The organism is Bradyrhizobium sp. 197 (genome assembly GCF_023073375.1).
Taxonomy (GTDB): Bacteria; Pseudomonadota; Alphaproteobacteria; order Rhizobiales; family Xanthobacteraceae; genus Bradyrhizobium.
In genome coordinates this window covers 65,628-90,136 of the sequence record NZ_JADPJJ010000180.1, presented here as the reverse complement: position 1 = coordinate 90,136, position 24,509 = coordinate 65,628, and the positions used below count along the sequence as shown (strand labels likewise).

Genomic DNA, 24,509 nt, shown 5'->3' with positions numbered 1-24,509 from the left:
TTCGTTGGCAGATGCGGCTCTATCTGAGCCCACTGCTTGTCGTTGAGCCAGAACAGTCCTTTGCGCATCGAAGTCCCCCGTGCCGAATCAACTTGGCACCAGGGAATCAGAACTCGCTAATCAGGTACAGACCCTAGTCTTAAGCTTCGCCGGAGCCGGAAAACAGCCCCGTCGGTGGCGTCGCGCGCGGCGGCGGGAGGGTCCGACCGCCCGGAGCTCCCGGTCTGCTCTTGAGATCGTATCGCTGGGCTAGGTCGAGTAGCCGCCGCTTGATGAACGGGTCCGCGTTCTCCGCCAGATCGCGCGCCCGCTGCGCGAAGCCCCTGTAAAATTCTTCCACAACGCCACCCCCGCAACATCACTGAAAATCGGATTTCAGTGTGAGACGCGCTCCGCGTCAAGGGGTCTGGTGCATGCGGACGATTTTCGTCGATTGACTTGTGCTCGCGGCGCACGGGGAACTAAGCTGGTCCCGGCAGGCAAAAACCATGACTCCGCTCTACTTCAGCCGGAAACTGTGCCCGAAGTGCGGTAAGCCGATGACGGTCGTGCCCGACGACGTCGCGCCTGGCCGGCCGCGCCACGTCTGCCTGGTCTGCGAGGACGATCCGTTGCGCGATCCCGCCGCCCGGAAGTGGGCGGAAAGCCCACTGCGACCGCCGGCCAAATAACGTTCGAGTTGAAATCGAGCCCGGCAGCCGGATTGCTGAGAGGCTGATTGTGCTCACAACTCTTTCCAACGCTGTGGCGTTGCAACCCGAACGCCCAGCTTCGTTCCATCGCGCGTGCCGGCGGATAGTCCCGGACTCGGAGGCCGAGCATGTCCAGCGACGCTAGCATCTGTTTCACGCCTCGCAGGGCGGTCGGTCGCATGGATGCGGAGGGCGGCGTTTGCATCCACATGGCGAGTACGTCGCCAGCCTCGTTATCGATCTTGCGATGGCAAGTTCGACAGTGCGCCAGCGTTACTGACAGCGACGGTTTCCATTGCGTGTGATGACGCGGCGTTTAGGTGGTCTGCTTAAGGTGAACGACGTTCCGCTGCTACGCCCGTTGCCTTGACATCCGAATGGCCGATAGGGCCGCCTGTCTTCTCCCGTGTGTTTTCGCGACGGGCGCACCCATCTGCGTCCTCGATAGAGGCTGGTCTGACCGAAGGCCGATCCCGCTTCGCGGGCTCTCGATCTTGTCCCCGCAACGTCCGTCCTCGACTTTCTTCCCCTGGCGCTGCGCACCATTCCTCGCGGTCCAAGAAAGTCGCTGCCGGCCGCCCTCCATTTCATTTCGGCCCTTTGGGTGCAGGTCGATCGCCTTCGGTCTCACGACCGCCATCGAGGTCGCGATAGGCGCGGCCCGAGAAACCAAGGGAATGAGACAATGGCTACCATCGGCACCTTCACTTCCACGGGCAATGGCTTCTCCGGCGCAATCAAGACGCTCAACCTCAACGTCAAGGCCAAGCTGATCCGCGTCGAGAATCCTTCCGACAAGGGACCGCACTTCCGCATCTACTCGGGCAACGTCGAGCTGGGTGCTGCCTGGCAGAAGACCGCCAAGGACACCGAGCGCGACTACCTCTCCGTCAAGCTGGACGATCCGAGCTTCCCCGCTCCGATCTACGCCACCCTGACCGAGGTCGAAGGTGCGGAAGGTCTCCAGCTGATCTGGTCCCGGCCAAATCGGGACTGAGGCTCAGCCAGTGGGCTCCGCCGCAAGGCGGGGCCTGCTTGCCTTCGATCGGAGATGCGATCATGACCATCGACACCATCGAAGAATTGCGCGCCGAGTTGCGCGAATGCGTATTCACGCCGGCGGAGCGCAAGGCGCTCGAAGTCGAACTGGCCGAACTCATCCGCCAACGCGACGAAGCTTTCGCAGCCGAGGAGGGGGCATGAGCCCCCTCGTCTTGCGCCTTACGATGCACCGTCGTTAGGGGCCGCTCCTCCGTTCAGAACATCCTTGATAGCTTTGGCAGGCGTAAACTTCAGCTTCTTGGAAGCTGCGATCGCAATCGTTGCGCCGGTTGACGGATTGCGGCCCTCACGAGCGGGGCTATCCTTGACCTTGAACTTGCCGAACCCAGGAAGGCTCGTCTCGGCTCCGCTTACGGCCGCATCAGTGATCGCCTTGAACACGCTATCGACGATGGTTTTCGCCTGAGCCTTTGTCAGCTCGTTCTCGGCTGCAATCTTTTCGGCAATCTCATTGGCAGTCGCCATGGGACGAGCTCCGTCTTGTTTCGATTTTGCTCGTCTGACATCAAGACCGCGGAACAGATAGTGCCGGCATCGCGGGCGGAGCCGTCATCCCCGAGAAATTGCCTGACTGCGACAGCTTTTTGTCGACTCCAGCGCAACCGCGCCTTCGCTTGGCGCGGTCCAGACGTCCGAACGCTTCGATCGCGTCCGCACTGCCATCGAAGGTCTGCACCATCGTCTTGCCGTTCGTGCCGATCCGGCCCCAATTGCGCATCAGCGACATTTCTCCGAACAAGGTCGGCTGCGCGGACAGCACATAAAACCGCCGCATATTGCGCGCGGCATCGATGCGGCGCAGATGAAGCGGTTCTGGTTCGGATTTCGGCACCGCCAGATTCTCGCTTCCGAGGGAAGCGGCATCCAATGAGTTTTATGAATCGACTGGGCAGATCGATTCATACTATCGATGGGTCAATTGCGCCGGAAATTGCCGCTCACCTTACGGGCTAAACCTTTCCTCAACAGTGACTTCGCTGTCGGGACGCGCGCGTCGCAATGCTTGGCTTGTAATTGCGGCCGTCTTTATCGCAACAGGAGGCCTTGAGCCGGCGGCACGACTCTCGCTAGCGATAGGTAGATTGTATTCTCATCGATGCAGATAGCCGTCGCATAGAAGCATTCGTGTCCGGTAGGTCACTCTTGCAGCAGTGAAGGCTTGGGCGAGCCCCTTCGGGGGACGGCTCTACTCGCGCCGGGCTGCGGCGCTCCCGCAGCCCGCAAGCGGTCTCCGCGCTTCGCGTGACGATCCTCTCGCGACCGTGTCGACAGCAGTGGTCCAGCAACCAGCACGATTTCCAGTCTCGCTTCCCGGAATTTGCTCCCCTCGATAGCTATGACCTGACTCTTCTGGCAGGGGATTCGCGGGACGAATTTCGGGATCGTTCCGGGGATCGGATTCGCAATCGTTTGTTGGTTCAAACCAACATCTCCCACGACATGATGGACGAGGATATGAGCTCAACGCCGCTAGACCCATTCCGGATTTTGAGATGAAGACCATTGTCATCAACAATCAAAAGGGCGGGGTCGGCAAGACAACTCTTGCTGTCCATTTGGCTTGGTTCATGGCGGAAGCGAATCTCCGCGTTCTCGTGATCGACGTTGATGCGCAAAGCAATGCGTCGGACACGTTGAGGCACTACGCCGCCTCAACGTTAGCCGCGGATTTGTTCAAGCCGGGGGCGCGGATAGTGCCCAGGGAAGATGAAGGCCTAACGCTCGCGCCGGCCGATAGCTCGCTGACGGATCTCGATCGCAGCAGTGCGACCGCCATAACGACTCTGCAAGAGAACATCGCTGTCGCGTCGGATCAGTTCGACGCTTGCGTGATCGATACCCCGCCATCGCTTGGACTACGCAGTGTCGGTTGTTTGGTTGCGGCGTCGCACGTCCTGGCTCCCATCTATCTGGAAGACTATTCGATCAAGGGCGTCAAAGGTCTGATGCAGACCGTGATCGGCGTGCAGAGGCGTTATGGCCGTCAGGATACGAGGTTCCTCGGGTTGCTGCCCTCGAACTTCAACACGAAATCGCCCCGTCAAAGGACCCATCTTGAGCAACTCTTGCGCGAGGCTGGCAAATATGTGTTCCCGGGCCAGATCGTTGCAAGGGACGGCTACGCCGAGGCTGTTGCGGAACGCCTGCCGGTCTGGAAGCTGAAGCGCCGCTCTGCGCAGGAGGCGGGTCGGGAAATCCGCGATGTTCTCGCCAAGATCGTCGCGCAAATGGACGAGCCGGCGCATGGCGCTTGATCTCAGCTTTAAGCAGCTCATCGACGCCGCGGAAGATGGCGCTGCAAACGGGCAACCGATTTGCATTTCCATCGGCCGTATTGACGAAGATCCGGACCAGCCCCGTCGCAGCTTCGACGAACAGAAGCTCGAGGAGCTTGCGGAATCGGTCCTTCAGCATGGTGTGCTGCAACCGATCGTGCTGCGGCAAGCGAGGGAGGAAGGCCGGTACGTGATCGTCATGGGAGCAAGGCGGTATCGTGCTGCTAAGCGCGCCGGGCTCCGTGACATCCCGGCTTTCATCCATGCCGTTGGTTCTGCGGATCGTTATGTTCAGATGATCGAGAATATCCAGCGCGATGACCTCAATGCCCCCGAAATTGCCGCGTTCATCGCGGATCGTTTGGAGCTAGGCGATAGCCAAGCCGATATCTCTCGCAAGCTCGGCAAGCCCAGGGACTGGGTGTCTCGCTACGCGTCGGTCCAGAGCATGCCGGAGTTCCTCCGGTCGAAGCTTGCCGGCTCCTCAATCCGTGCTGTGTATGAACTCTACCAGGCTTGGCGTGATCAGCCCAACGCCGTCGAGACCATATGCGCAACAGAGGAGAGCTTCACCGACGCGCACGCCCGTCAACTGGCTCGCAAAGTTCGCAGCGAAGCCCGCGGCTCCCCTGCTGATGGCGAAGGGCCCCCTGGAGCTCAACCCGCACGAAGCTCGATCGCACCGCAAGTGGCATTGCGACCCACGAAGAGAGACCGTGTAACGGCGATCGCGGAAAAGCCCCGCAGCTCTTCGGTCGATCGGAACGAGCGAATGAGCTCATTACTGACGATCAGAGTGCGTCACCAAGATCGTACTGGCTGTCTTCTGGTCGATCGACTCGCGTCTCAAGGCTCACGACACGCAGTGCTGTTGGTCGACGGCGCGGAAGAAGCGGAAGAGGTTCCAGCATCGACCATCACAATCGAAGAGATCCTTTTCGCATGAAGCTGGTCTTAGACAGCCTCCTCAGAAACGCTGCCACAGTTGGTGGGCCAGCGGAGCGGATTTCCCATCCGAAGGATGGCGCGTTAGCGCAGCAGCCGGAGGCCGAACGCGCCCCCCACAGCGCTGTAGAGAGGCCGGAGGCTGCTGGAAAGCCGCGGTCCACATATTCGGTGCCAATGTTGCCGATCTGCGCGCACGGCGTTCGTGGAGTACAAGGAGTAGGGGCGGCGGCTGCGTCATTCCAAGAGCAATTCTCCGCATCGATCGCCGGCTGGGTTGGATCTCACCTGCAGCGACTGCCGAGCTTTGAATGCCGAGCCCGTTGGTTTGAACCAACATGGAGGGGATGGATAGAGTCGCTTTTTCTAGTGCAGGATAGGCTTCGCGCCAGCGATGTATTACATCGCGATTGGGATCGGAGTGCATGGCTCTGATCTCGCTTCGCGTTCCCGACGAAGTCGCGGCGCAGTTCTCCGCTTTTGCAGCTACGCAAGGCGGCAAGTCTGCGCTGCTGCGGCGTCTCATTGCTGATGCCCTAGCTGCACCAGCGCCGCACATCTTGGCGTTGCCGGTCGGACGGCCGGAGAAGGTGACTGTGCGGTTTCGCGAGAGCGAGATGCGGCAGCTCGCCGAAGTTTCACATCAGCGCGGCATGACCCGCACCGGCTGGATTGTCGCGCTAGTGCGCTCGCGATTGGCATCGCCCGTGCAGCATTCCCCGAACGAGCATGACGCGCTCCGCGCGATCGTTCGCGAGCTCAACCGGATCGGCGGCAACATCAACCAGATCGCGCGCGCCGCAAACACGAGTGTACTGCAGGGCAGGGCGGTTGAGCCCGATCTGTCCGCAATTCAGGAGGCCAAATTGGTCATTGAAGCAGAGCTCGCGAAACTTCGTAATGCGCTGCACGGCAACGCCGACTATTGGGATGGACGGCGATGACTCGGCGCCATTCGCCGCGGCCGACCGACCTGGCTTCCGAACTTCCGCCGATCTCGTATGTCTGGGAAACTCCCAATCGGCGCCCACGGCGGGCCGAGTGGGATATCCCCGATCCGGCCGCTCCCAGACGCCTTACGCCGGCGATGCGTGCAAAGCTCGAACGCATCGTGCGCCGAGCACCAGAGGTGATGGTCAAGATCACCGGTCGCACCAAGAGCGTGGCGCATCTCAAGTCGCACCTTGCATACATCACGCGAAACGGCGAGCTCGATGCGGAAACAGAGCAGGGCGCGACGCTGGCGGGTCGTTCCGGATTGAAAGACCTGCAGCAACGCTGGCAGGATGATGCCGGTCTCGACGAAAAGCGCCGCCGCGATGGGTCGCTCTCGATCAACATCATTCTGTCGATGCCGGCTGGCACTGATGCCGTCGCCGTCAAGGATTCAGCCCGGGCATTTGCCATCGAGACGTTCGGGGGCAATCACGACTACGTCTTCGTCCAGCATCTCGACGACAAACATCCTCACGTGCACCTGACCGTTCGGTCGCTGGGCCATGACGGCAAGCGCCTCAACCCTCGCAAGGCGGATCTTCAGGCCTGGCGGGAGCGGTTTGCTGGCGAACTCCGGCTTCGCGGGATTGCGGCAGAGGCAACGCCGCGGCGAACACGCGGACGGGTTCGAAAGGCTGATCGCGGGCCGGTGCTCGCTTTGCGCAAGCGAAAGATCACGCCCGATGTCGATCGGTTCGCCCGCACGGATGTGCTTTCGGAGGTGAGGGGCGGCAAGGCTGTGAAACATCCATGGGACGAAAAGATTAAGTCACGTCAGGATGCGATCCGGCAGCGATATCTCGACTATGCCGCCGAGCTACAGCGCTCTGGCGTGGCGGCAGATCACGAGCTAGCGCGCCAGGTTCGCCAATTCGTCAACGACATGCCTGCTGTCGAAACCCGTCGGCATGCGCTGAAGAATGAGCTTTCGGAGCTTGCCAATACCCGCCGCCGCGGCGCGGAGCAGGGCGTCGATGCAGAGGGGCGCCACCAAACAAGAGACAATGACCGGACCAGATGAGCGAGCGTAGGACTCATAATCCTGGGGTCGGGGGTTCGAGTCCCTCTCCCGCTACCAACGTTCCCCTGTGTCCAGCCCGGAGACATCGGTAACAGGTGGTACCTAAGACATGGGTGACAACCTCGTGCCGAACGGGTTGTCGAGGGGTTGCAGGGTTTTCTGCTCCAGGTCGAAGTATCCCAGATCATAGTGCATGAAGCTTGCGAGCCAAATACCGTCGTCAACTTCCTTGATGCCGAGTTTCTGGCCGGCCAGCACGGTAGAGACGTTGATCCGCTTGCGGTGCAGGCAGAGACGCCCGCAGGCGGTGACCAGCAGCTCGCGATCGTGGAACGGATAGGTCGGCTCGGGCAAGCCGACGTAAGAGCGTGGTGAGGCCAGATAGAGTTCGGCGGGGCATTTCATATCGAGTGCCTCATGCGGCCGTTCGGTATTGAACTCGCGGACGAAGACGTCGAAGCGTTCCTGCTGCATCAGGCTGTTGGAGCCCGGCGGACGGGTTGTTTCCTTCTTGAGGGTGAGGTGCATGCGCTCGTGGCGGCCATTTTTGTGAATCGGCGCCGAACCAAGCCACTCGAACGACCAGCTGGCCACCGGCCGCAAACTCCGCGTGCTGACGATTGTCGACATCTTCAGCCGCTTCTCGCCGGGGGTCGATCCGCGGTTCAGCTATCGAGGCGAGGACGTTGTGCTGACTCTGGAGCGCATCTGCAAAACCGTCGGTTACCCGAAGAGCATTCGTGTGGATCAGGGAGGGCTGGGCCGTTAACGTCAAACGGGTCTATCGCCTGTACCGGCCGCCGGCATGAGCTAAACCCCGGAAAATTCCAGCATCAGCTGGCCTAGTTTTGGGGAGCACTTCAACATCCGCTGAGGCTCTAATCGCCACTGGATGAAACTTCGGAGGCAGGTCAGGGGCATTGTAGGCGACTGCCGGCAAATGAAGGTGGATGTAGACAGCTATAACGATGCTCATCCTGACGCGGAACCGATCCAGATTGTATTTGATTTTAGTATGGACTTGGCCGAGCTGGAAGCTGCAGACGAGGCAGCTTAGTCTGACTGCACTCTACTATATGCGTTTTGCCGATGGCGTGTCCGCAATAGCTGGCGGCAAAGCGGACTGTGCTTACAGCGGTGGATTGACACCATTGAGCCTTTGACCCAACCGGTTCAAATCTTCTGCTTTGGAAGGTGGTCGTCGCCGAAGAGTCGCCCTCTTAGCTAGATGGCTCCGATCTTTACGCAGATTGCATGGACGACCATGAATATCGGGAGCGCGATCAGGAACCATACAATGGCGTCTGCGTCGCGATCTGGCGCAAACTCCCGGTTCGCATCTGTCTCACGGGTATGAGGAATTACAGAAAAGACCTGGCTTGATCGGGTGCGCTTGGTCGCGCGCCGCAAGAGCTGTTTGACGGCGGTCTCGTGCTCGATTGTCGGGGCCTCTTCTCGATCGGACATCCGTGCTCCTTCGCCTTCAGCCCGATCTCGACCAGCCGTCACTGCTTCTCTGCGGGGGGCATGTTAGGGGGTGGTGGCGGTGCTGGCTGTGGGGTTTCCGCTGCAGGCTCCGCAGCAATGCAGTCGCCCGCCCAGATCTTGGTACCTCGGACTGTGCCGACGAGTTTGCATCCCAATGGCGCCTGCGGCTTGGCCTGAACGGGCGGCTTTTTAGCGGGTTTCGGGGGAGATTGAGCAAGGGCGGCAGTTGTAAAGAGCAGCACGACGAGTCCGATTAGCGGCTTCATGTTTCTTCCCCTCAGCACTTCATTTCCCCTTCGCCTTTGGCTTAAACCATTTCGTGCATCCTGGACTGGCGCAAGCCCGACGAGGAAATGGATTGGCGCGAGCTTATGGCGCGCCGGTTGTTAGCTGATCTCGTCGGGGCGAGGCGCAATTGTTCCGCGAGATCTACGCCTAGCGCAATGAGCTGATGGGAGGCGAGGCCGGCGCGTCCCTGCGCGATCAGTTCGCTTAAGCGGCCCGCGCCATCGAAGGCCCTTTCGCAGAGGCCCGCCGATTTGCGCTGGCGGGCCTTGTTCTCGTTGCCAGAACGTTCCTATGCTCGGGGACGACCCCTTGGCATAGATCAAGGAATTCAGTCACATCGAACAGGTTGCGAACGCGAACATATTCATAATCGGAACACCTCAACTTGCGTGGAACCCGCTCGGAGGATTTGCAGTTAAATCGCCGGTTCAATCGTCGTGGAGAAGGCCATGGGATCGCGCCTCAGGGTTAGCCAATCTTCCACTCTCGAAGAGCGACTTGCAGAGGAAGCGAAACGCCTCCGTGAACAAGCCAAAAATCTCCCGCATGGAGCACAGCGAGAAGCCTTACTGCGAAGGGCCCAACAAGATGAGATCGGCGCTCATATGACCGCGTGGCTTACGTCTCCGGGGTTGCAGCCGCCGGAGTAAGGCGTAAGATTCAGGTGATTTGCGAAACCAAGGGGGGCAGCGTGACCGCGCCAGACCTCGTTTTCATAATCACCATCGTTGGATTGGGCGCTCTATCCACGATCCTCGCGTATATGCTGGTGCTGGGCGTCTAAGGCGCCCTTAAATCTCCGAATAGACAAAGAGTAAGGCGCCTCAGTTGGCGGCCTCTTATGAGGGTTCACGCTGGCGGGCCTCCGTATTTTCCCGGCGTGCTCATGACTCCGGTGTGATTGCCGCGTTAAATTTTTTCCAATGCCTCAGTGGCCAATCACCGCTATTGTCACGATACCGGCGCGAGTTCGTTGGCGAATGACTTTAATACCGGAGATTAGTCGCATGTCTCAGCTAGAGTTCGAACGACAATGGTTCGGCTGCCCGCGGACGTGAAACAATTCATACGTGAGCAGGCGGCGCACAATTGTAGCAGTCAAAATTCTGAAATTGTGCGCGCTGTTCGCGCCCGGATGGAAGCAGAGCAGGAAAAGGCGGTGCGGTAATGTCCCTCGGCACTGGCGCACTGTCTCCGCGGGCGGCTTCCGCCCCGCGCTTCGCTATGAGGCGGGACGAGGCTGCGGCATCAGTGGCTGGCCCAGCGTAACGGTTACCGCGACCGAATCTGGGAGACCCGTGCCGGCGTGGTGGAACTGCGCATTCCCAAGCTGCGCAAGGGCTCCTACTTCCCGGGTTTCCTGGAGCCGCGCCGGATGGCCGAGAAGGCGCTCACCGCCGTGGTGCAGCAAGCCTACGTGCAGGGCGTCTCGACCCGTTCGGTGGACGATCTGGTGCAGGCGATGGGCATGACCGGCATCTCCAAGAACCAGGTCAGCCGGCTGTGCGGCGAGATCGACGACAAGGTGAAGGCGTTCCTTGGCCGTCCGATCGAGGGCGACTGGCCCTATCTGTGGATCGACGCCACCTATGTGAAGGTGCGCCAGAATGGCCGCATCGTGTCGGTCGCGGTGATCGTCGCGGTCGGCGTCAACAGCGACGGCCGCCGCGAAGTTCTCGGCATGGATATCGGCCCGTCAGAGGCCGAGACGTTCTGGACGGCGTTCCTGCGCAAGCTCGCCCGCCGCGGCCTGCGCGGCGTCAAGCTGGTCGTGTCCGACGCCCACGAGGGCATCAAGGCCACCGTGGCCAAGGTACTCAACGCCAGTTGGCAGCGCTGCCGCGTTCACTTCATGCGTAATGCGCTGGCGCATGCCGGCAAGAGTGGCCGCCGTGTCGTCTCCGCCTTCATCGCCACCGCGTTCGCCCAGGACGATGCGGACGCCGCACGAACGCAATGGCGCAAGGTCTCCGATCAGCTCCGCCCCAAGCTGCCGAAGTTGGCATGCTTCCTCGACGAAGCCGAGACCGACGTCCTCTCCTATATGACCTTCCCGCCGCAGCACCGGACCCAAGCTGCACTCCACCAACCCGATCGAGCGCCTCAATGGCGAGATCAAGCGACGAACCGAGGTGGTCGGCATCTTCCCCAACGAGGATGCCATCGTCCGCCTCATCGGCGCGATCCTCCTCGAGCAAAACGATGAATGGGCGGTCCAACGCGCTCGCTACATGACACTGGAAACCATCGCGCCGTTGAGCGATGATCCGAGCGTCAGCCTCAATATCGCCAGCTGACCGGCCCGGCCCTTGCCGGCGAACGCGGTGATCCACCGCCAGCTACACCACGCCAAGGGACACGATCCATGATCGGCATAGCGGTGCCGCCAAAGGCTGACAATGCGCGGCTGGACTCCCACTTCTTTGGCGATCGAGCGGGTGCTGCGCCCGTCCGCCGCCAACAGAACTATCCGCGCCCGCTTCAAATCGCGCTGCAACGTCACCGGCGAGCGACAACACGCCTCAAGCACCCTGCGATCTTTCCGCGAAAGGTGGACTTCTCTTGCTTCGGGGATCATCCCGATGTTGAATCACGACTCACGCTTTATGAAAAGTGGGTACTAGCGCGCCCTAAAGCATGATCCGGAAAAGGTGTGAAACGGTTTTCTGAGATCATGCTTGAACAAGAAGTTGATCAACCGCGCTGAACGGCGGCGTCAGCCGGCGACCCGCAGCGCGGTTACCGCGACGCAGGCGTTGCCGAACGGAATCAGCACCACCTGTGCGCCGTTCGGCAGGGCTACGGTTGCGAGTTCACCGAGCGCGCCGTTCTGCCCATTGAGCTTGGCGAGTTCGGCCGCAACGGTTGAGCAGCTCTCCGTCCGCGGCGTTACCCGCACCAAATTGCCCTCGCAGGACGATCCAACCGGTGCGGCAAACACGATACCGGCGGCCTGTTGAGCATTGCCCTGCGGGACTTGGCCCGGGCTGGCCTGATTAGGTGCGAGCGCGACCAGCGACTGCACCGAATGCGAGTTGCCGGCCTTGGCGTCCCACTGCGACTGCGCGGTGTAGTTGGAGTTCATCGCCAGACCGCGGCCGAGCGTCCCGAACAAATTGGCGCAGGTCACGATGTTGCCTTGCCGCGCATGCTCGTCGAACACAGTCGGTTGCTGCCCCGCCCGCTGCGGCGGAACGGATGCCGCGGCAGAAGGCGGCGTCTGCGCCTCCGGCGGACGCTTGTGCGGCTGCGGCTTCGCGGCGGCGGCGGGCTTCTTCGCCGGCGCAGGCGTCGCGGGCTGCAGCGGCATCGGCTGCGCCTGGGCAGGCTGCATTTGCTGGGCATAGCCCACCACGCCGGCCGCACTGAGCGCCGCCACGACGACCGCCGCGAAAATCAGGATGGGGGTTTTCAGTCGCATCGGCGTATTCATTTTCTTGTCCTGCACCTCGATGCGGCGCTCCGAATTCCGTGTCCGCATGCCGCTCCCTGTCATTTCAGTTTCGCCAGCACGCCGGACAATCCATCCAGCGGCGCCTCCAGCACGATCGGCCCTGCCTGCGGCAGCTGATAGGACACACGGCACGGCGTTGCCGCGCGGATATGCCGCCTGAGCACATTGCCGATCGCAATCGTGGCGAAGCAGAAATTGGCATCGCAGCGATCGGTCTGCGCGACGATGCGATCCGGGCCGTCACCCATGGCGAGCTCGATCTGCGCACCGACGCCCGCGGCTGCGGGAATGCGCATCGCCATCAGCGGCTTGCCGTCGGCGGTCGCAATCAGCGACCAGTTGAAGGCGACCGCGCCCTGCGCGTTGACGATCGACTGCGTGACGTTGCAGACGCGGCGCTTCGACTTGAGGCTTTCGTCGCAAATCAGGGTCCAGTTCCTGAACGGCTGGATCATCCGCCTGAACTCGCCGAGCGGCTCGCCCTCCGGCACCACGACGTCCGATGGCTTCACGGCGTAAGCGGACGACGGCACGCTCTGCGCAGCCGCGCTCGCCGCCGCGCAGAGCCAGATCGCCAAAGCCAGACACGCCAGCCGCCTCGTCGACGCTAGGGTCAATTGAGCGTGAGGCTCACGCCGGCGCTGACGCCCCAGTCGCTGCCGGCGGTGGTCGCCGCCAGGTTGCTGCGCAGCCGGCTGTTCTCGCTGGTGTAGCCAATGCCGAAGGCGAGTGCGCCCTGGCTGCGCCAGACGCCGCCGCCGGCCGATGCGCTGATCTTGCCGGGCCGATCGTCATAACGCAGCGATGCCGCGGCCATGCCGATCGCCGCCGCACGCCAGGCGTCCTGCCGCACCTCGCCGATCTGGCCGTTGAGCTGCTGGAACGCACTGTTGAGCTGGTTGACGTTGACCGCGTCGGTGCCCGCGACGCCCGCCGCCACGTTGCTGATAGTCACCGGCCCGCTATTGCCGCTGTTCAGCGTCACCTTGTTGGTGGTGTTGCCGGAGGCATCGGTGTCGTAGCGGATCGAGCCGCTCGCAACTGCCTGGAGCTGGCTGACATTGACCGCGTCGGTCGCGGCCGAGCCTGCGGCGACGTTGGTGACGCGTCGCTCGGCGCCGGACGAGCCGACCGAGACTTCGCCGGTGGCGACGCCCGCGACGGTCTTGCCGACCACCGGCGTATAGGCCGCGTCGCTCAGATTGGCCGTGGTGGTCGAGTTCGCGCCGAGCGCCAGCGAGTTGGCCTGCGTCGCCTTGGCGCCTGCGCCGATTGCGACTGAGTTGTCGGCCGACGCGGCGGAGCCGTTGCCCATCGAAATCGCGTTCGCCCCGCTCGCGACCGATTGCGGGCCGATCGCGACGCTCTCCGCGCCGGTGGCGGAGGAATCCGCCGCGGTCGAATTGGCGTGGAAATACTTGATGCCGCCGCTGCCGGTGCTGATGTTGTTGACCGTGGTATAGAGAGCGTCGAGCGAGGTGTTGGTGGCCCAGAGCTGCGAGCCGTTGATCGCGTCCGTCGAGGTCGCGCTGATCTGGCCCGCGGCCAGGTTGGTGAGGGTGCGCTCCGCACCCGCGCTGCCGACGCTGACGGTCGAGGTCGGCGCCGTGCCGGCGAAGTTGTAGGTGGTGCCGCCGATCGAGGTGCTTGTTGTCGCGACCACCGTCGAGGTGGTCGAATTGGCGCCGAGCGCGACGTCTCCGGCCTGCGCCGTGGCCTTGGCATTCGGACCGAGCGCGACACTGGTGGGGTTGCTGGTGACCGCCCCCGCACCAATCGACACCGACTGGATGCCGTTCGCCTGCGAACTGGTTCCGAACGCAATCGCATCCTGGAAGCTGGACAGCGAATTCTGGCCGATCGCGATGCCGCCGGGCGCGGTCTGCTGCACGGTTGCGCCGAACCCCATGCCGATGCCGTTGTCGCCATTGACCACGGTCTGTGGCCCCACCGCGACGGAATTGTTGCCGACTGCCAGCGAGTCGGCGAGCGTCGAGTTGGCGTGGAAGTACATCGAGGTCGTGGTCGCGAACGATTGCAGCGCACCGGTCAGCTGCCGCACGGTGACGGCGTCGCTCGACTCGGTGCCGTCGGCCACGTTGGTGATCTGGCGATAGCTCGTCGCGTTGCCGACCGACACCGCGCCGAGCAGCGCAAGATCGTTGGTGTTGTAGGGAATGATGGTGCCGCCGATGGTGCCCGACGCCGGCGCGATCGCGCGGCTGGATACCGAGCCCGAGCCGATCGCAACGCCGTCGGCGACCGTGGCCTGGGTGTTGAAGCCCAGCGCGGTGGCATTCGTGGCCGTTGCCGACGCGGCAACGCCGGCGGCCATCGAGTTGGTCCCGGTCGCGCCGTTATTGGTGTAGTTGGCCTGCTGGGTGCCGCCGTCGTTGACGCCATAATAATGCGTCAGGCCGTTGCTGACGACGGTCGAAAGGCTGTCGATCGCCGAAGTAGCGGCCCAAAGCTGCGAGCCGTTGATCGCATCGGTCGAACCGTTGCTGATCCGTCCCGCCGCCACATTGGTGATGGTGCGCTCGTTGCCGACCGAGCCGACGCTGACCGTCGAGAGTGGATTGGTGCCGGCGAAGGCGTAGTTGGTGGTGCCGATGGTGATGCCTGATGTGCCGACCGCCGTGGTGGTCTGGCTGCCCGAGCCGAGCGCGATATCGTTGGCGTTGGCAGCGGTCGCGCCGTTGCCGATCGACACCGAGCCGCGGCCGGTCGCGGTCGACACCGGTCCGATCGCAACCGCATCGGTGCCAACCGCGTTGGAATCGGCCAGCGTCGAACTGGCGTGGAAATATTTAATGCCGCCGCCGGTGCTGATGTTGTTGACGGTGGTCGCGAGGCCGTCGACGGCCTGGTTGGTGGCCCAGAGCTGGGAGCCGTTGATCGCATCGGTCGAAGCGTTGCTGATCCGGCCCGCCGCGACATTGGTGATGGTGCGCTCGGCGCCAAGCGCACCGACGCTGACGGTCGAGGTCGGCGTCGTGCCGGCGAAGCTGTAAGTGGTGCCGTTGATCACCGTGTTTGGCGTGCCGACTGCCACAGCCGTGACGCTGCCGGACCCGAGCGCGACGTCGCCGGATTTTGCCGCCGCCGTTGCGCCATCACCCAGCGCGACATTGCCGGCGAGACCGGCCGCGCCCGCGGTGGAGCCGTTGCCCAGCGCCACGGAGCCCTGACCGATCGCCTTGTTGTTGTTGCCGATCGCGACGGCGCCGGCGGCCTGATTGGCGGCGGTGGCGCTTGCAGTGCCGTCGTTGTTGGCGATGTTGTTTGCGCCGCCGGTGAAGGCGCCGGTGCCGCTGGCATAGCTCGGATCGCCGATCGCCACGGCGCCGTTGCCATAGGCGACGTTGTTCGCGCCGATGGAGACCGCCTGGCCGCCGGTCGCCACCGAGTTGGTGCCCAGGGCGACCGCATTGGCGGAACTGGCCGCGGCGTTGTTGCCGACGGCGATGGCGCTGGTGGCGCTGGCAGCCGACTGGAAGCCGACGGCAATGGCGTTGTTCGCCGTCGCCTGGGCGCCGCTGACCGAGGCATTTCCGGAGCCGATGGCGATGGCGTTGGTCGCGCTGGCGTTGGACCCCGTGCCGGTCGCGATGGAATAAGCGCCGTTGGATGCCGCGTTGTTGCCGAGCGCGACACCGCCGGTCGCCGCACTGGCGACGATTGCGCCAGATCCGATTGCGACCGTGCCCCCGGACGCGAGCGCCTGCGCCTGGTTGCCCAGGGCAACGCCGAAATCACCCGATGCCACGGAGGTCGAGCCAATGGCAATCGCGCTTTGTCCCTGCGCCTTCGCGAAGAAACCTTGCGCGATCCCGAATTGGCCCGCCGCCTGAGCCGAGTTACCAAGGGCCATGGAGCTTCCAGCCGACGCGACGGTGTTGACGCCCAGCGCCAGCGTGTTGGTGCCGGAGGCGTTGGCAAGGTATCCCACGGCTGCCGTCCCGACATTGGAAGCGGTCGCCCCGTTGCCAACTGCCGTCGACTGGTTTCCCGTCGCGGCAGCGGACGTGCCGAAGGCGCTGGCGCCCGTGCCGGTCGACCGGCTTGCGCGTCCGATTGCAATGGCGTCGGCCTGAGACGCCGTCACATCCGTGCCGATGGCGATGGCGCTCTGTGCGAGAGCGCCGGTTCCCGCAGCCGTGCGGGAGCCGAGATAGAGAGAGTTCAACGCGGTCGCGTTCGCCTGGAAGCCGACTGCGATGGCGTTCTGCTGGCTGGCGACCGTGCTGGTGCCTTGGGCAACCGCATCCAATCCTGACGCCCCTGCAAACTGTCCAAGCGCAATGCTGCGCAATCCGCTGGCTACGGATCCGTAGCCAGTGGCGAACGCATAATTGTTGCTGGCCGTGGCGCCGGCACCAACTGCGGTGGAGTTTCCACCCGTAGCCTGAGTGTTGGTGCCCAGCGCGCTGGCCCCGGCCCCGGTGGCATTGGACTGAACGCCGAGTGCAACCGTATTGATGTTGTTCGAGATCGCGCCGCCGCCGATCGCCACCGCGCCTCCGGTGCCCGTGGCCTGCGCATCCTGGCCGATTGCCACGCCATATTGTGTCGACGAAGTGGAGCGGGTCCCTATCGCAATGGCGTTGAGCACAGATGCCGCCGCAGTCGTGCCGACGGCGATGGAGCCGGCGGCTGTCGCCGAACCGCCGCCAGCCTGATATTGCGCATGTGCCGGCGCTGAGAGGCCGAGCGCCATGATCGCGGCCAGGCCGCCGATCGCGCTGGCCGAACGCAGCCCGCCGCCGGCCGCCAGCGTCCCGAGCAGCAGCTTCTTGCGGCTGACGCCGAGCACCTGATGGGCCCTGCGCAGGACCGCCATCAGCCGGCGAAGTTGCGAATGGCCGCGTACATCGCCCGACGCGACCCAGTTCCGCACGAAGCCGCTGCGGCCCTGACGCTTCAGCGATGCGGTTGGAATCTGTGCGACAGCCATGGTGTGCCCCCTTTTGTGACATCTTGCCGAGACGTCGGAGGCACCGTGCCGTTGCAGACCGAATGCGGGCCGGCCAAGCACGCACATTGAGAAATCGAGAGGGTGCGATGCGCGCCCGTCTTCCGGTCTTGGTTGATGATCTGTCGAGTTCAACGCGCGCGCCTTGCCACCCAGCGCTCGCCCGACTGCCCGATCACCGTTGCCCCGAGTCGTCATATCAGAACAATAGAGACAAATTCGCCAACGTCACTGAGCAGCCCGTCCAAATAGATGGCAGATCGTCTCACAAGTTGAAGGATTTACCCGACACACGGCGAGATGCTCGCCGCGCGATTCAACCGATAGTTGATTTGCCGCGCACATGGTCGCGCATCTCGCGTGGGCTGACGCCGAATTCGCGGCGAAACGCGCGGGTGAAATCCGACGCCAGCCTGAAGCCGTGGCGATAGGCGATCTCCTGAACCTGCCTGTCGGGACTGCCGACAAGTTCTGCACGCGCCGCGCGCAGCCGCTGGCGCTGGATGTATCCGGCGACCCCGCCGACGCTCTCGAATGCGCGGTAGAGGTTGGAGCGCGAGATCCGCAATTGCTGCGCTATGCGATCCGGCGTCAGGTCGAACTCGCCGAGATGCGTCTCTATATGAAGACGCGCACGCTCGAACAGCACCGATTCGATAGCGCCGCGCGCCTGTTCCAGCCGATCCGGCAGCAGCTGGATACACGCGCCGATCATATTCGCGGTCGCCGCTCCCGCCTGTCGCAGTTCGTCGGAAGACATATGGATCAGGCGCATTTCCAGCCGGTCCAGGTAATCTGCCAGCAGGTCGATCAAGTTGCCGGTGAGCAGGGTGTTGCGGACGCTGTCGAGCCGGTCGGCCACCTCGGCGAATGCGCTGCGCCGCAAGCCCAGCACCAGGCCGTCATAGTCCGTGATCCGGCCATGAAAGGCGTCATCGAGCGAGATCAGGAACATCGCGCCAGGCCGGGCGTGAATTTGCCGCTCGCCCGTCTCGAACCAGGCTTCGCCCGCCCGCACGCGAAACAACCACCAGATATCACGCGTCGAGCGCTGCGGCGACCTGATACGCGCGAACGTTTGCGCGGCAAAACGACCGGATGTGAAGACGACATCGGCCATGTTGCAGGTCAGGTACTCCATCTCGAAGCCCAGCGCAGGGTCGCGGCCCTCCGGCGGCGCGACGTCGATCAGGGAAGCCATCCGCGTCTTCCACACCTCGAACTGCTCCGACGGCGGATAAGGCCGTGTCGAGAAGAGCCGCGGTGGCGAGGGGGCGATATCCCTGATGTTCCGGGGCTCGCGCGGCAGCGGAACATGTTCCAGGAGCTTCGCCACGCGCGCCGGTGTATTGTCGTCTTCTTGCATCTTCTTTCGTCGCCCCGTGTCGCAAACGACGAACGTCGGCTCAACGGGAGGCATTCCCAAGGTTGCGTGGCCAGCCCGCGACGGGCCAACGAATTTCAGACGGACAGCGAAGGGCATTTCAGGAAGCGGATAGTCACTCGCTTACGCCGGCCGCCCCTGATAGGGTCGATTCAGGTTCCTGGGCCAGTCGCGCTTACTCATGGCATTCATCACTGTCGCGTCATTGCCGGATTCGGCTTGGAAGCTCCGTCACGGAACAGCTTGACTGATCTAGAGAACAATCGGTGCAAGAACCAGAGGGGTGGCAACGCGGATCGTGAAGAAAACCAAAATTGCTTGCGTGCGATGCGATCGGGCAACGCATCATCGCAGAGTCTTCAGAAAATTTTCCCGATCTCCGCGAGAATCCCGCCACGGGTTTCTCGGCGGCCGCGGGCAAGGACGCTTGCCTATTCAAGTAGCAATCCGCCACGTGCGAATGCAATCCATGCGAACGGAACCCGCGAGCTGCACGAGCTGCACATATTATCTTGTCGCACGTTGCGGCATTCTCATCCGAACATCGAGATGACGAACGTCATACAGCTCATCGAAGTTGCTCGGCAGACACACCGCACCGCGCCGGCGGCGCGTGCATACACTCCCATCGTCGCGCGATCGATCCTGGCAACTGATCCGCTCCGTCACGGGACGCGTGGATCACTGATTTGCCCGACCGGGTCAGGCCCCTGCGGCACACTTGCACTCTAGGAAAAAATGCGGATGACCGTCGCGCATCGGGTGAGGGTCGTAAGTACATGAAAATGTGCCTGAATTGCGGGCCGGTTTGATTCGACCCCGTTTGTCTGATTTTCCTGCGCCCAACGGGTTCATGAATTGCACAACGAAGGGCCGCGCTTCTCTCACGCGCCATGTCCACTAAGTCCCGCGACTACCTGTTCGATGGTGTACTCAATTATGAGCTTTCGACCCTGCGAAATCGGCCATTGAGTGCACTGTCTTCGCAATCGAAAATTGATTGTCCACGCGGTCGATGCGCTGATGGGCGCCCCTTATGGCTCCGCCGGTAAGCGCTGCATGGCGATCTCGGTTGCCGTACCGGTCGGCGAGGACACGGCGAACAGGCTGGTCTCGGCTCTCGAGCTCAAGGTTCGAGGCCTGAAGGTTGGGCAGGGTACCGATCGCGAAGCGGAGATGGGTCCCCTTGTCACGAAGCAGCATCTTGAAGAGGTCCGAGGCTACATCGATACAGGTGTTGCCGAAGGCGCAAATTGCTCGTCGACGGACGCAAGTTCAAGATGCAGGGCTATGAGAATGGTTTCTTCGTGGATGGAACTCTGTTCGATCATGTCAAGCCGAACATGAAGATCTACAAGGAGGAGATCTTCGGGCCTGTGCTGTCGGTCGTTCGTGCGCCGGACTACCAGACCGCCGCGCGCATGATCAACGACCACGAATTCGGCAATGGTACCTCCATCTTCACACGCGACGGCGATGCTGCCCGTGAATTTGCTCACCAGATCAAGGTCGGCATGGTCGGCATCAACGTGCCCATCCCGGTCCCGATGGCTTTCCATTCGTTTGGCGGTTGGAAAGCGTCTATCTTTGGCGATCACCACATGCACGGTCCGGAAGGCGTTCGCTTCACTATGCGGATGAAAACGGTCACCACTCGCTGGCCGACCGGGATACGAGCTGGCGCTGAATTCGTCATGCCGACGATGTCGTGATCGCCGCGGCCGATCTAGCCTTTTTATTCGATGAGGCCGCCAAATCTACGATTGAATAAAGAGGCCGTGGCCGGATCGAATGTGAAGCAGTAGTTTGCCGTTTCCTGAAGCATGGCTGCGAGCCACGAAGCGAGGCGCTTCTGGTGCGATAACTCGGCGTGGTTCCCTTGCTCGCTTCGCGAGTGTGGGGCCACTTTGAAAACGACTCGGCTATCCCATTGATTTTCCACGACCCCGTGTTTTGAAAACGACTCGATCTTGACTTTGAAAACGACTCGATCACCCCGTTTTTCGCTTTGAAAACGACTCGGCCGGGTAACAGCTTGCATCTGCGCAGTAATTTGGCGCGAATTTTTGCGACATCGAAGCACTGGAGGTGATCGAAGGCGGGTCTCGATAAGGATGATAGGAGGCGGCTGACGGCAGCGCGAATGGCAGGCGCAAAAAACGACCGTAGCGGATGGTGCTATCGTCAACTTCACCTCGGTTTTGCGCAAAGTCCACGTTTTTCGCGATGGCTGGCGAGATCGTATCCGAGTCGTACTGCCGCAGTGCGGGGGCGGGAGGGAGCGTCGTTTATAGATCGGAAAGAGTTCTATTCAGTGCTTCCATTGTACAGAAGTAATTTTCTTCCTTGCTCTTCGGTGGCTCGGTTAGACATCTGTCACCTTCTGACCGTTCGTTTGTCGCGAGGTCAGCAATGAATAAATGGCAGCCGGCGGATCCCATGATCGTGGGCTAAGGCCGAGAATTTCGTTTCCCGATTTCCATCTGATGTGTTTCTCTGCGCGATCCGGAGGTCCAACTCCATAGCGTGTCTGTGCGTCGCTCACCAAGCTTTCGCATGATTGCCCGGGGTAATTGTAGGAAATCTTCCAGATCTTCGGTTCGGGGCCGGCGGAATAGTAAAAGACGAAGCCGGTATTGCCTCCATATCCGAACTCTTTGCTGTAGCCTCGGCACATGAACATCCGAAGCTGCCCTTCGTCGTGGCAATTTTCCCAGCGCTTCTCAAGCTCCTCGAGTGTCATTCCGAGCCGCCATCCTCGGATGTCAAGACGTGGCGTCGCCTTCGAGATGGTCGTCGGTTCGGGCTTCGTGTTACTTACAGCGTCACCAACGTGGTTTTCGGTCCGGACCGCGTCGCGAGGTAAAGCGGGTTCATCCAGATCATCCTTGTGTAGATCGCTTGGAATGTCGTCATCGTCGCTTAATGACGAAATGTCTGAGACCTTTGGGGCCGCAAAGCCCGCTGGGACAACCACGAGGAAGATGCCGATGGCGGCTCTTTGCCACACGATGTTGTATGCCGGTCGGGCAAGGTGATTTTTGCTCTTCCGAGGCGATGCAGGACCACCGACAAAGAAGGCGCCACCAATAGCTAGAAGCGACGCCACGATGAGAATGGATGCTATTGGATGATTCACGGCTCCTTGCGCCATCCCAACTGCGACAGCGACCAGTAGCAAGATTGTCGCGTTCCCGGCGAGCATGTTGAGAAACTCGCTCGCTAGGTTCACGATCATCATGGGGAAGCTCCCCACCACGGGGACCGCCTCGTCGCCGCTACTTGCCTTGTCGCGAACGGCGGCTTCTCGTGCCTGGACGGCTTTTACGTAGTCCGGCTTCAATTTGATGGCCTGGTCAAAGTCGGCGACCGCGCCTTCCGGATCCTTGCTGAGGTGCCGGGCTCGACCGCGCACGTAGTAGGCGACGGCGTCCTTCGGGGCCAACCTGATCGCCTGGTCGAGATCTGCGATGGAGCTGAGGTAGGCGCGTTTCCGAAGGTGAGCTGAGCCGCGCAGCCGGTAGGCCGCTGCCCTGCCGGGCTCGGCTTCGATCACACGGGAGAAGTTCGCGATCGCGGCGTCGACGTCTCCGGATTCAAGCAGGCGCAGCCCTTCCTTCAGTGAGGGGGGGCCATCATTTGAATCGTTGGTCTGCGCGGCCATGGCCGTCCTGTCCTGCGAATGTTGCCTTTTCCACGAATCCATTCCGACGTCACGACGCGGTACAAGCGAAACCGCCGAATTCGCGGGAGCCATCGCCGGAGCTCCGCGGGAGAATTCTGTAGGATCTGAAAAACAGATATCAACCCCCAAGAGCGTCTTCGGGTTCGCTCTACGCAGATTTCTTACGTCGATGGGAAGTTAAGGATTCTTCGCGCGCCTTCTGGTCAACAAATGTTGCCGCAGCGCCTGCGAATGAGACCCATGTGAAACCTTCGCCGGCTACTCCGTCCCCGTACCTTCATCGAACGGAGACATCGCCATGACACCCCGACGTACCGAATTCGCCGCCTTCGTCTTCGACCTCCTGGACTTCATTGAGGAGAAGATCGGCGAGGCTCTCGAGAACGAGACTTCGCGCATCGGCGCCCTCGGCGAGGCCGCCGGCGCAATCCCTGTCCTGCGCGACCGGTTGCGCGAGAACGAACTGGTGCAGGCGCAGTTCATGTTGGTTTTCGACGTGCAGCTTTACGAACCGCAGGCGGCGCGGTGGTGGGGCGAGTTCGCTTGCATGGACCGTCCGGAATTCGAGATCCGCGCCGCCGACCTGAAGGGATTGCTCGGAACGCTGCGCAAGGTCGTCGGGCTCGCCGCCGAATCCTAGCGCGTTTCTAACATCCGGCCGACTCGGTTAGCCTCGCCGCGGGGAGGCGGCGTGGCGATGGTCGCTGCATCGAAGCCAAAGGCAGCCGGAAAGGCCAAGCGCCGGCGCAAACCGCGCGAGCCGGACGTCGCCTACATCGTGGCGATCGAGGACTGGGACTGGGGCTACTCGTTCTCGCTCAACGCGGAGCGGCAGCCCATCGATCCCTATCACGAATTCCGTCACCTCCAGATCAGGGGCCGGCTGCTGCAGCCGGCCGGGCCGAAGTCGGATCAGGCGGAGATTTCGCTGCTGGCTGCGCCCGATCTCATCGAGGAGCGTCGGAAGTCCTTCGAGCCCGTCGCGCTAGGATCCCTCAGCATCCTGACGGATCGGGTCTCCGGCAACATCGGAATTCCTTGGGACGCCCTGACGCCGATCCTGCAGATGCTGATCGCCGGCAAATTCAAGTTCGTCCTGTTGCGCGGTACTCGGTTTCGGCACCGCAGCGCCAGGCTGAACAGCCTGCGGATCGAGACGAAGCTCACCGAAGACGACGTGTAGACGGGGCCGGGCGGGTGGACCGATCAGGCCTCGCCCGGTCCGGAGAAGATCGACGCCGGCGGCGTCGTGCGCGGCACGGGCAGCGGGCGCTCGACCGGTCCGGATCGCGAGGTGCCGCCCTTGGCGTCGTACCGCTTGGCCAGGTCCAGCAGACGACGTCGGGTGAACGGATCGGCCTGCTCGGCGATGGCCCGGACCCGCTGCGCGAGACCCTGATAGAATTCCTGCTCCATGACGCACCCCGCAACATCACTGCCCGGAGTTGAGTAGCCGGCGGTCGCGGAGTCGAGAGGGCGCGCCCGCAGGACAACTTTCCGCGACGGGCTTGAGTCCATGATGCCGGCGGACCTAAAGTGTCATAGCAGGGGAAGTCAGATGTCAGTGCCCTATCCCATCCGGAAGGCGTGCCCGGCATGCGGCAGGCCCATGAAGGTTGTGCCCGACGAATCTCTGGGAGGGCGACTGCGGTACGTTTGCACCAATTGCGACGATGACCCGCTGCACGACCCGACCGCCCGGAAGTGGGCGGACAGCCCGCTACGCCCGCCGGCGAAATGAGCGAATGCCTTCTGCCGCGGGCGCGGCGTACCTGCTTGCGGAGCTCCGTCGCCGTGCCGAGCGGCGGCCGTGCGACCGGCGACCGCCTCGACCTTGGCCCATTCGGGCTCACGGAGCCGGAATGCCCGCGTAGTAATCGTCCACCGAGCGGGCGACCGAAGGGTCTGACCAATTCCAGCTACTCTCGTCGCTGTACTTTGGCGCCCCTCTGAGCTGACTGTCGCTGATGCCCGTCACGTAGCCACCGAGGTTGGTGTCGTATTTCAGGGATTGCCACGGAAGCGGGTAATGGTCGTCTCCGATCCCGAGGAAGCCGCCAAAGCCCAGCACCGCGTAGGCGACTTTGCCGCTGATCTTCTCGATCATCACCCGTTCGATCGAACCGATGCGCTGACTGTCGGCACCATAGACCGCCGTCCCTTCGACCTTGTCGCTGCCGATCAGATTTCCTGTTTCCCGTTCCTCATAGGCCATGCGATGTCTCCTCCCATGAGTGGGATCA

23 protein-coding genes and 4 pseudogenes are annotated in these 24,509 nt (G+C 62.3%); 14 read left to right on the top strand and 13 right to left on the bottom strand.

All coding sequences use genetic code 11. From position 1 onward, the window contains the following. Positions 1 to 139: 139 nt before the first annotated feature. Positions 140 to 340 carry a hypothetical protein gene (locus tag IVB27_RS43465; protein WP_247447996.1) on the bottom strand — a complete coding sequence of 67 codons (201 nt, stop codon included), beginning with the start codon at positions 338 to 340 and terminating at the stop codon, positions 140 to 142. Positions 341 to 488: 148 nt separating this feature from the next. On the opposite strand from IVB27_RS43465, the gene IVB27_RS39805 reads away from it, so the two are divergent. The 3 genes from IVB27_RS39805 to IVB27_RS39795 all read left to right on the top strand — a co-directional run bounded on the left by IVB27_RS39805 (position 489) and on the right by IVB27_RS39795 (position 1,895). After that, positions 489 to 671: a hypothetical protein gene (locus IVB27_RS39805; protein ID WP_247447995.1), complete on the top strand. Its 183-nt coding sequence runs from the start codon at positions 489 to 491 to the stop codon at positions 669 to 671. A 706-nt stretch (positions 672 to 1,377) separates the two neighbouring features. Next, positions 1,378 to 1,689 carry a DUF736 domain-containing protein gene (locus IVB27_RS39800; protein ID WP_018273795.1) on the top strand — a complete coding sequence of 104 codons (312 nt, stop codon included), beginning with the start codon at positions 1,378 to 1,380 and terminating at the stop codon, positions 1,687 to 1,689. A 62-nt stretch (positions 1,690 to 1,751) separates the two neighbouring features. Next, positions 1,752 to 1,895, top strand: a complete 144-nt coding sequence (locus tag IVB27_RS39795; protein ID WP_247447994.1) for a hypothetical protein — start codon at positions 1,752 to 1,754, stop codon at positions 1,893 to 1,895. Positions 1,896 to 1,913: 18 nt separating this feature from the next. Here the strand turns inward: IVB27_RS39795 and IVB27_RS39790 are convergent, their stop codons facing one another. Continuing rightward, positions 1,914 to 2,219, bottom strand: a complete 306-nt coding sequence (locus tag IVB27_RS39790) for an HU family DNA-binding protein (RefSeq protein ID WP_247447993.1) — start codon at positions 2,217 to 2,219, stop codon at positions 1,914 to 1,916. A gap of 40 nt (positions 2,220 to 2,259) precedes the next feature. After that, entirely contained in the window at positions 2,260 to 2,586 is a 327-nt protein-coding gene (locus tag IVB27_RS39785; RefSeq protein WP_524536555.1) for a WGR domain-containing protein, read from the bottom strand. 661 nt (positions 2,587 to 3,247) lie between these two features. On the opposite strand from IVB27_RS39785, the gene IVB27_RS39780 reads away from it, so the two are divergent. The 4 genes from IVB27_RS39780 (at position 3,248) to IVB27_RS39765 (ending at position 6,992) form a co-directional block, all read left to right on the top strand. Next, the gene (locus IVB27_RS39780) at positions 3,248 to 4,009 is read left to right on the top strand and encodes a ParA family protein (RefSeq protein WP_247447992.1); all 762 of its coding nucleotides are present in this window, start codon (positions 3,248 to 3,250) and stop codon (positions 4,007 to 4,009) included. Next, positions 3,999 to 4,976, top strand: a complete 978-nt coding sequence (locus tag IVB27_RS39775; protein WP_247447991.1) for a ParB/RepB/Spo0J family partition protein — start codon at positions 3,999 to 4,001, stop codon at positions 4,974 to 4,976. The genes IVB27_RS39780 and IVB27_RS39775 overlap by 11 nt, the downstream gene beginning before the upstream one ends. A gap of 424 nt (positions 4,977 to 5,400) precedes the next feature. Continuing rightward, entirely contained in the window at positions 5,401 to 5,919 is a 519-nt protein-coding gene (locus IVB27_RS39770) for a plasmid mobilization protein (protein ID WP_247447990.1), read from the top strand. 188 nt (positions 5,920 to 6,107) lie between these two features. Then, positions 6,108 to 6,992: a relaxase/mobilization nuclease domain-containing protein gene (locus IVB27_RS39765; RefSeq protein ID WP_247447989.1), complete on the top strand. Its 885-nt coding sequence runs from the start codon at positions 6,108 to 6,110 to the stop codon at positions 6,990 to 6,992. 102 nt (positions 6,993 to 7,094) lie between these two features. Here IVB27_RS39765 and IVB27_RS39760 read toward each other — a convergent pair. Then, positions 7,095 to 7,541, bottom strand: a pseudogene (locus IVB27_RS39760) (integrase core domain-containing protein); the annotation flags it as partial. 28 nt (positions 7,542 to 7,569) lie between these two features. Here IVB27_RS39760 and IVB27_RS39755 point away from each other — a divergent pair. Beyond that, positions 7,570 to 7,746 (top strand): annotated as a pseudogene (locus IVB27_RS39755) (IS3 family transposase); the annotation flags it as partial. 470 nt (positions 7,747 to 8,216) lie between these two features. Here IVB27_RS39755 and IVB27_RS39750 read toward each other — a convergent pair. Further along, positions 8,217 to 8,459, bottom strand: a complete 243-nt coding sequence (locus IVB27_RS39750; RefSeq protein WP_247447988.1) for a hypothetical protein — start codon at positions 8,457 to 8,459, stop codon at positions 8,217 to 8,219. Positions 8,460 to 9,801: 1,342 nt separating this feature from the next. Here IVB27_RS39750 and IVB27_RS43080 point away from each other — a divergent pair. The 3 genes from IVB27_RS43080 to IVB27_RS43965 all read left to right on the top strand — a co-directional run bounded on the left by IVB27_RS43080 (position 9,802) and on the right by IVB27_RS43965 (position 11,065). Continuing rightward, the gene (locus IVB27_RS43080) at positions 9,802 to 9,936 is read left to right on the top strand and encodes an Arc family DNA-binding protein (protein WP_256468501.1); all 135 of its coding nucleotides are present in this window, start codon (positions 9,802 to 9,804) and stop codon (positions 9,934 to 9,936) included. A gap of 138 nt (positions 9,937 to 10,074) precedes the next feature. Then, positions 10,075 to 10,974, top strand: coding sequence for an IS256 family transposase (locus tag IVB27_RS39740; protein WP_524536556.1), 900 nt, complete (start codon positions 10,075 to 10,077; stop codon positions 10,972 to 10,974). Beyond that, entirely contained in the window at positions 10,901 to 11,065 is a 165-nt protein-coding gene (locus IVB27_RS43965) for a transposase (RefSeq protein ID WP_524536554.1), read from the top strand. The genes IVB27_RS39740 and IVB27_RS43965 overlap by 74 nt, the downstream gene beginning before the upstream one ends. 65 nt (positions 11,066 to 11,130) lie before the next feature. Here IVB27_RS43965 and IVB27_RS39735 read toward each other — a convergent pair. From IVB27_RS39735 to IVB27_RS39715, 5 genes and pseudogenes are all read right to left on the bottom strand, one after another. Then, positions 11,131 to 11,346: pseudogene (locus tag IVB27_RS39735) on the bottom strand (helix-turn-helix domain-containing protein); the annotation flags it as partial. Between the two features lie 138 nt (positions 11,347 to 11,484). Further along, positions 11,485 to 12,249 (bottom strand): hypothetical protein, encoded by a 765-nt coding sequence (locus IVB27_RS39730; protein ID WP_247447986.1) that lies wholly within the window; start codon positions 12,247 to 12,249, stop codon positions 11,485 to 11,487. Between the two features lie 11 nt (positions 12,250 to 12,260). After that, on the bottom strand, positions 12,261 to 12,839 hold the full coding sequence (locus tag IVB27_RS39725; RefSeq protein ID WP_247447985.1) for an invasion associated locus B family protein: 579 nt from the start codon (positions 12,837 to 12,839) through the stop codon (positions 12,261 to 12,263). After that, on the bottom strand, positions 12,836 to 17,179 hold the full coding sequence (locus IVB27_RS39720; protein WP_247447983.1) for a beta strand repeat-containing protein: 4,344 nt from the start codon (positions 17,177 to 17,179) through the stop codon (positions 12,836 to 12,838). The genes IVB27_RS39725 and IVB27_RS39720 overlap by 4 nt, the downstream gene beginning before the upstream one ends. Positions 17,180 to 17,513: 334 nt before the next feature. Beyond that, positions 17,514 to 18,563, bottom strand: coding sequence for a helix-turn-helix domain-containing protein (locus IVB27_RS39715; RefSeq protein ID WP_247447982.1), 1,050 nt, complete (start codon positions 18,561 to 18,563; stop codon positions 17,514 to 17,516). A gap of 1,026 nt (positions 18,564 to 19,589) precedes the next feature. Here IVB27_RS39715 and IVB27_RS39710 point away from each other — a divergent pair. After that, positions 19,590 to 20,293 (top strand): annotated as a pseudogene (locus IVB27_RS39710) (aldehyde dehydrogenase family protein); the annotation flags it as partial. 653 nt (positions 20,294 to 20,946) lie between these two features. On the opposite strand, the gene IVB27_RS39705 reads toward IVB27_RS39710, so the two are convergent. After that, on the bottom strand, positions 20,947 to 22,245 hold the full coding sequence (locus IVB27_RS39705) for a tetratricopeptide repeat protein (RefSeq protein ID WP_247447981.1): 1,299 nt from the start codon (positions 22,243 to 22,245) through the stop codon (positions 20,947 to 20,949). Positions 22,246 to 22,564: 319 nt separating this feature from the next. Between IVB27_RS39705 and IVB27_RS39700 the strand changes: the two genes are divergently transcribed. Together IVB27_RS39700 and IVB27_RS39695 are read left to right on the top strand one after the other, a co-directional pair. Continuing rightward, on the top strand, positions 22,565 to 22,906 hold the full coding sequence (locus tag IVB27_RS39700) for a hypothetical protein (protein WP_247447980.1): 342 nt from the start codon (positions 22,565 to 22,567) through the stop codon (positions 22,904 to 22,906). A 57-nt stretch (positions 22,907 to 22,963) separates the two neighbouring features. Continuing rightward, positions 22,964 to 23,449, top strand: coding sequence for a hypothetical protein (locus IVB27_RS39695; RefSeq protein WP_247447979.1), 486 nt, complete (start codon positions 22,964 to 22,966; stop codon positions 23,447 to 23,449). Positions 23,450 to 23,472: 23 nt separating this feature from the next. Here IVB27_RS39695 and IVB27_RS39690 read toward each other — a convergent pair whose 3' ends face one another. Beyond that, a complete protein-coding gene (locus IVB27_RS39690; RefSeq protein ID WP_247447978.1) occupies positions 23,473 to 23,682 on the bottom strand; it encodes a hypothetical protein in 210 nt (69 codons plus the stop codon). 433 nt (positions 23,683 to 24,115) lie between these two features. Beyond that, on the bottom strand, positions 24,116 to 24,481 hold the full coding sequence (locus IVB27_RS39685; RefSeq protein ID WP_247447977.1) for a PRC-barrel domain-containing protein: 366 nt from the start codon (positions 24,479 to 24,481) through the stop codon (positions 24,116 to 24,118). Positions 24,482 to 24,509: the final 28 nt, after the last annotated feature.

Coding starts and splice junctions, on each gene's coding strand:
- IVB27_RS39805 (WP_247447995.1), top strand. CDS start 489: ATGACTCCGCTCTACTTCAGCCGGAAACTGTGCCCGAAGTGCGGTAAG.
- IVB27_RS39800 (WP_018273795.1), top strand. CDS start 1,378: ATGGCTACCATCGGCACCTTCACTTCCACGGGCAATGGCTTCTCCGGC.
- IVB27_RS39795 (WP_247447994.1), top strand. CDS start 1,752: ATGACCATCGACACCATCGAAGAATTGCGCGCCGAGTTGCGCGAATGC.
- IVB27_RS39790 (WP_247447993.1), bottom strand. CDS start 2,219: ATGGCGACTGCCAATGAGATTGCCGAAAAGATTGCAGCCGAGAACGAG.
- IVB27_RS39780 (WP_247447992.1), top strand. CDS start 3,248: ATGAAGACCATTGTCATCAACAATCAAAAGGGCGGGGTCGGCAAGACA.
- IVB27_RS39775 (WP_247447991.1), top strand. CDS start 3,999: ATGGCGCTTGATCTCAGCTTTAAGCAGCTCATCGACGCCGCGGAAGAT.
- IVB27_RS39770 (WP_247447990.1), top strand. CDS start 5,401: ATGGCTCTGATCTCGCTTCGCGTTCCCGACGAAGTCGCGGCGCAGTTC.
- IVB27_RS39765 (WP_247447989.1), top strand. CDS start 6,108: ATGGTCAAGATCACCGGTCGCACCAAGAGCGTGGCGCATCTCAAGTCG.
- IVB27_RS39750 (WP_247447988.1), bottom strand. CDS start 8,459: ATGTCCGATCGAGAAGAGGCCCCGACAATCGAGCACGAGACCGCCGTC.
- IVB27_RS43080 (WP_256468501.1), top strand. CDS start 9,802: ATGGTTCGGCTGCCCGCGGACGTGAAACAATTCATACGTGAGCAGGCG.
- IVB27_RS39730 (WP_247447986.1), bottom strand. CDS start 12,249: ATGCGGACACGGAATTCGGAGCGCCGCATCGAGGTGCAGGACAAGAAA.
- IVB27_RS39720 (WP_247447983.1), bottom strand. CDS start 17,179: ATGGCTGTCGCACAGATTCCAACCGCATCGCTGAAGCGTCAGGGCCGC.
- IVB27_RS39715 (WP_247447982.1), bottom strand. CDS start 18,563: ATGCAAGAAGACGACAATACACCGGCGCGCGTGGCGAAGCTCCTGGAA.
- IVB27_RS39705 (WP_247447981.1), bottom strand. CDS start 22,245: ATGGCCGCGCAGACCAACGATTCAAATGATGGCCCCCCCTCACTGAAG.
- IVB27_RS39700 (WP_247447980.1), top strand. CDS start 22,565: ATGACACCCCGACGTACCGAATTCGCCGCCTTCGTCTTCGACCTCCTG.
- IVB27_RS39695 (WP_247447979.1), top strand. CDS start 22,964: ATGGTCGCTGCATCGAAGCCAAAGGCAGCCGGAAAGGCCAAGCGCCGG.
- IVB27_RS39690 (WP_247447978.1), bottom strand. CDS start 23,682: ATGGAGCAGGAATTCTATCAGGGTCTCGCGCAGCGGGTCCGGGCCATC.
- IVB27_RS39685 (WP_247447977.1), bottom strand. CDS start 24,481: ATGGCCTATGAGGAACGGGAAACAGGAAATCTGATCGGCAGCGACAAG.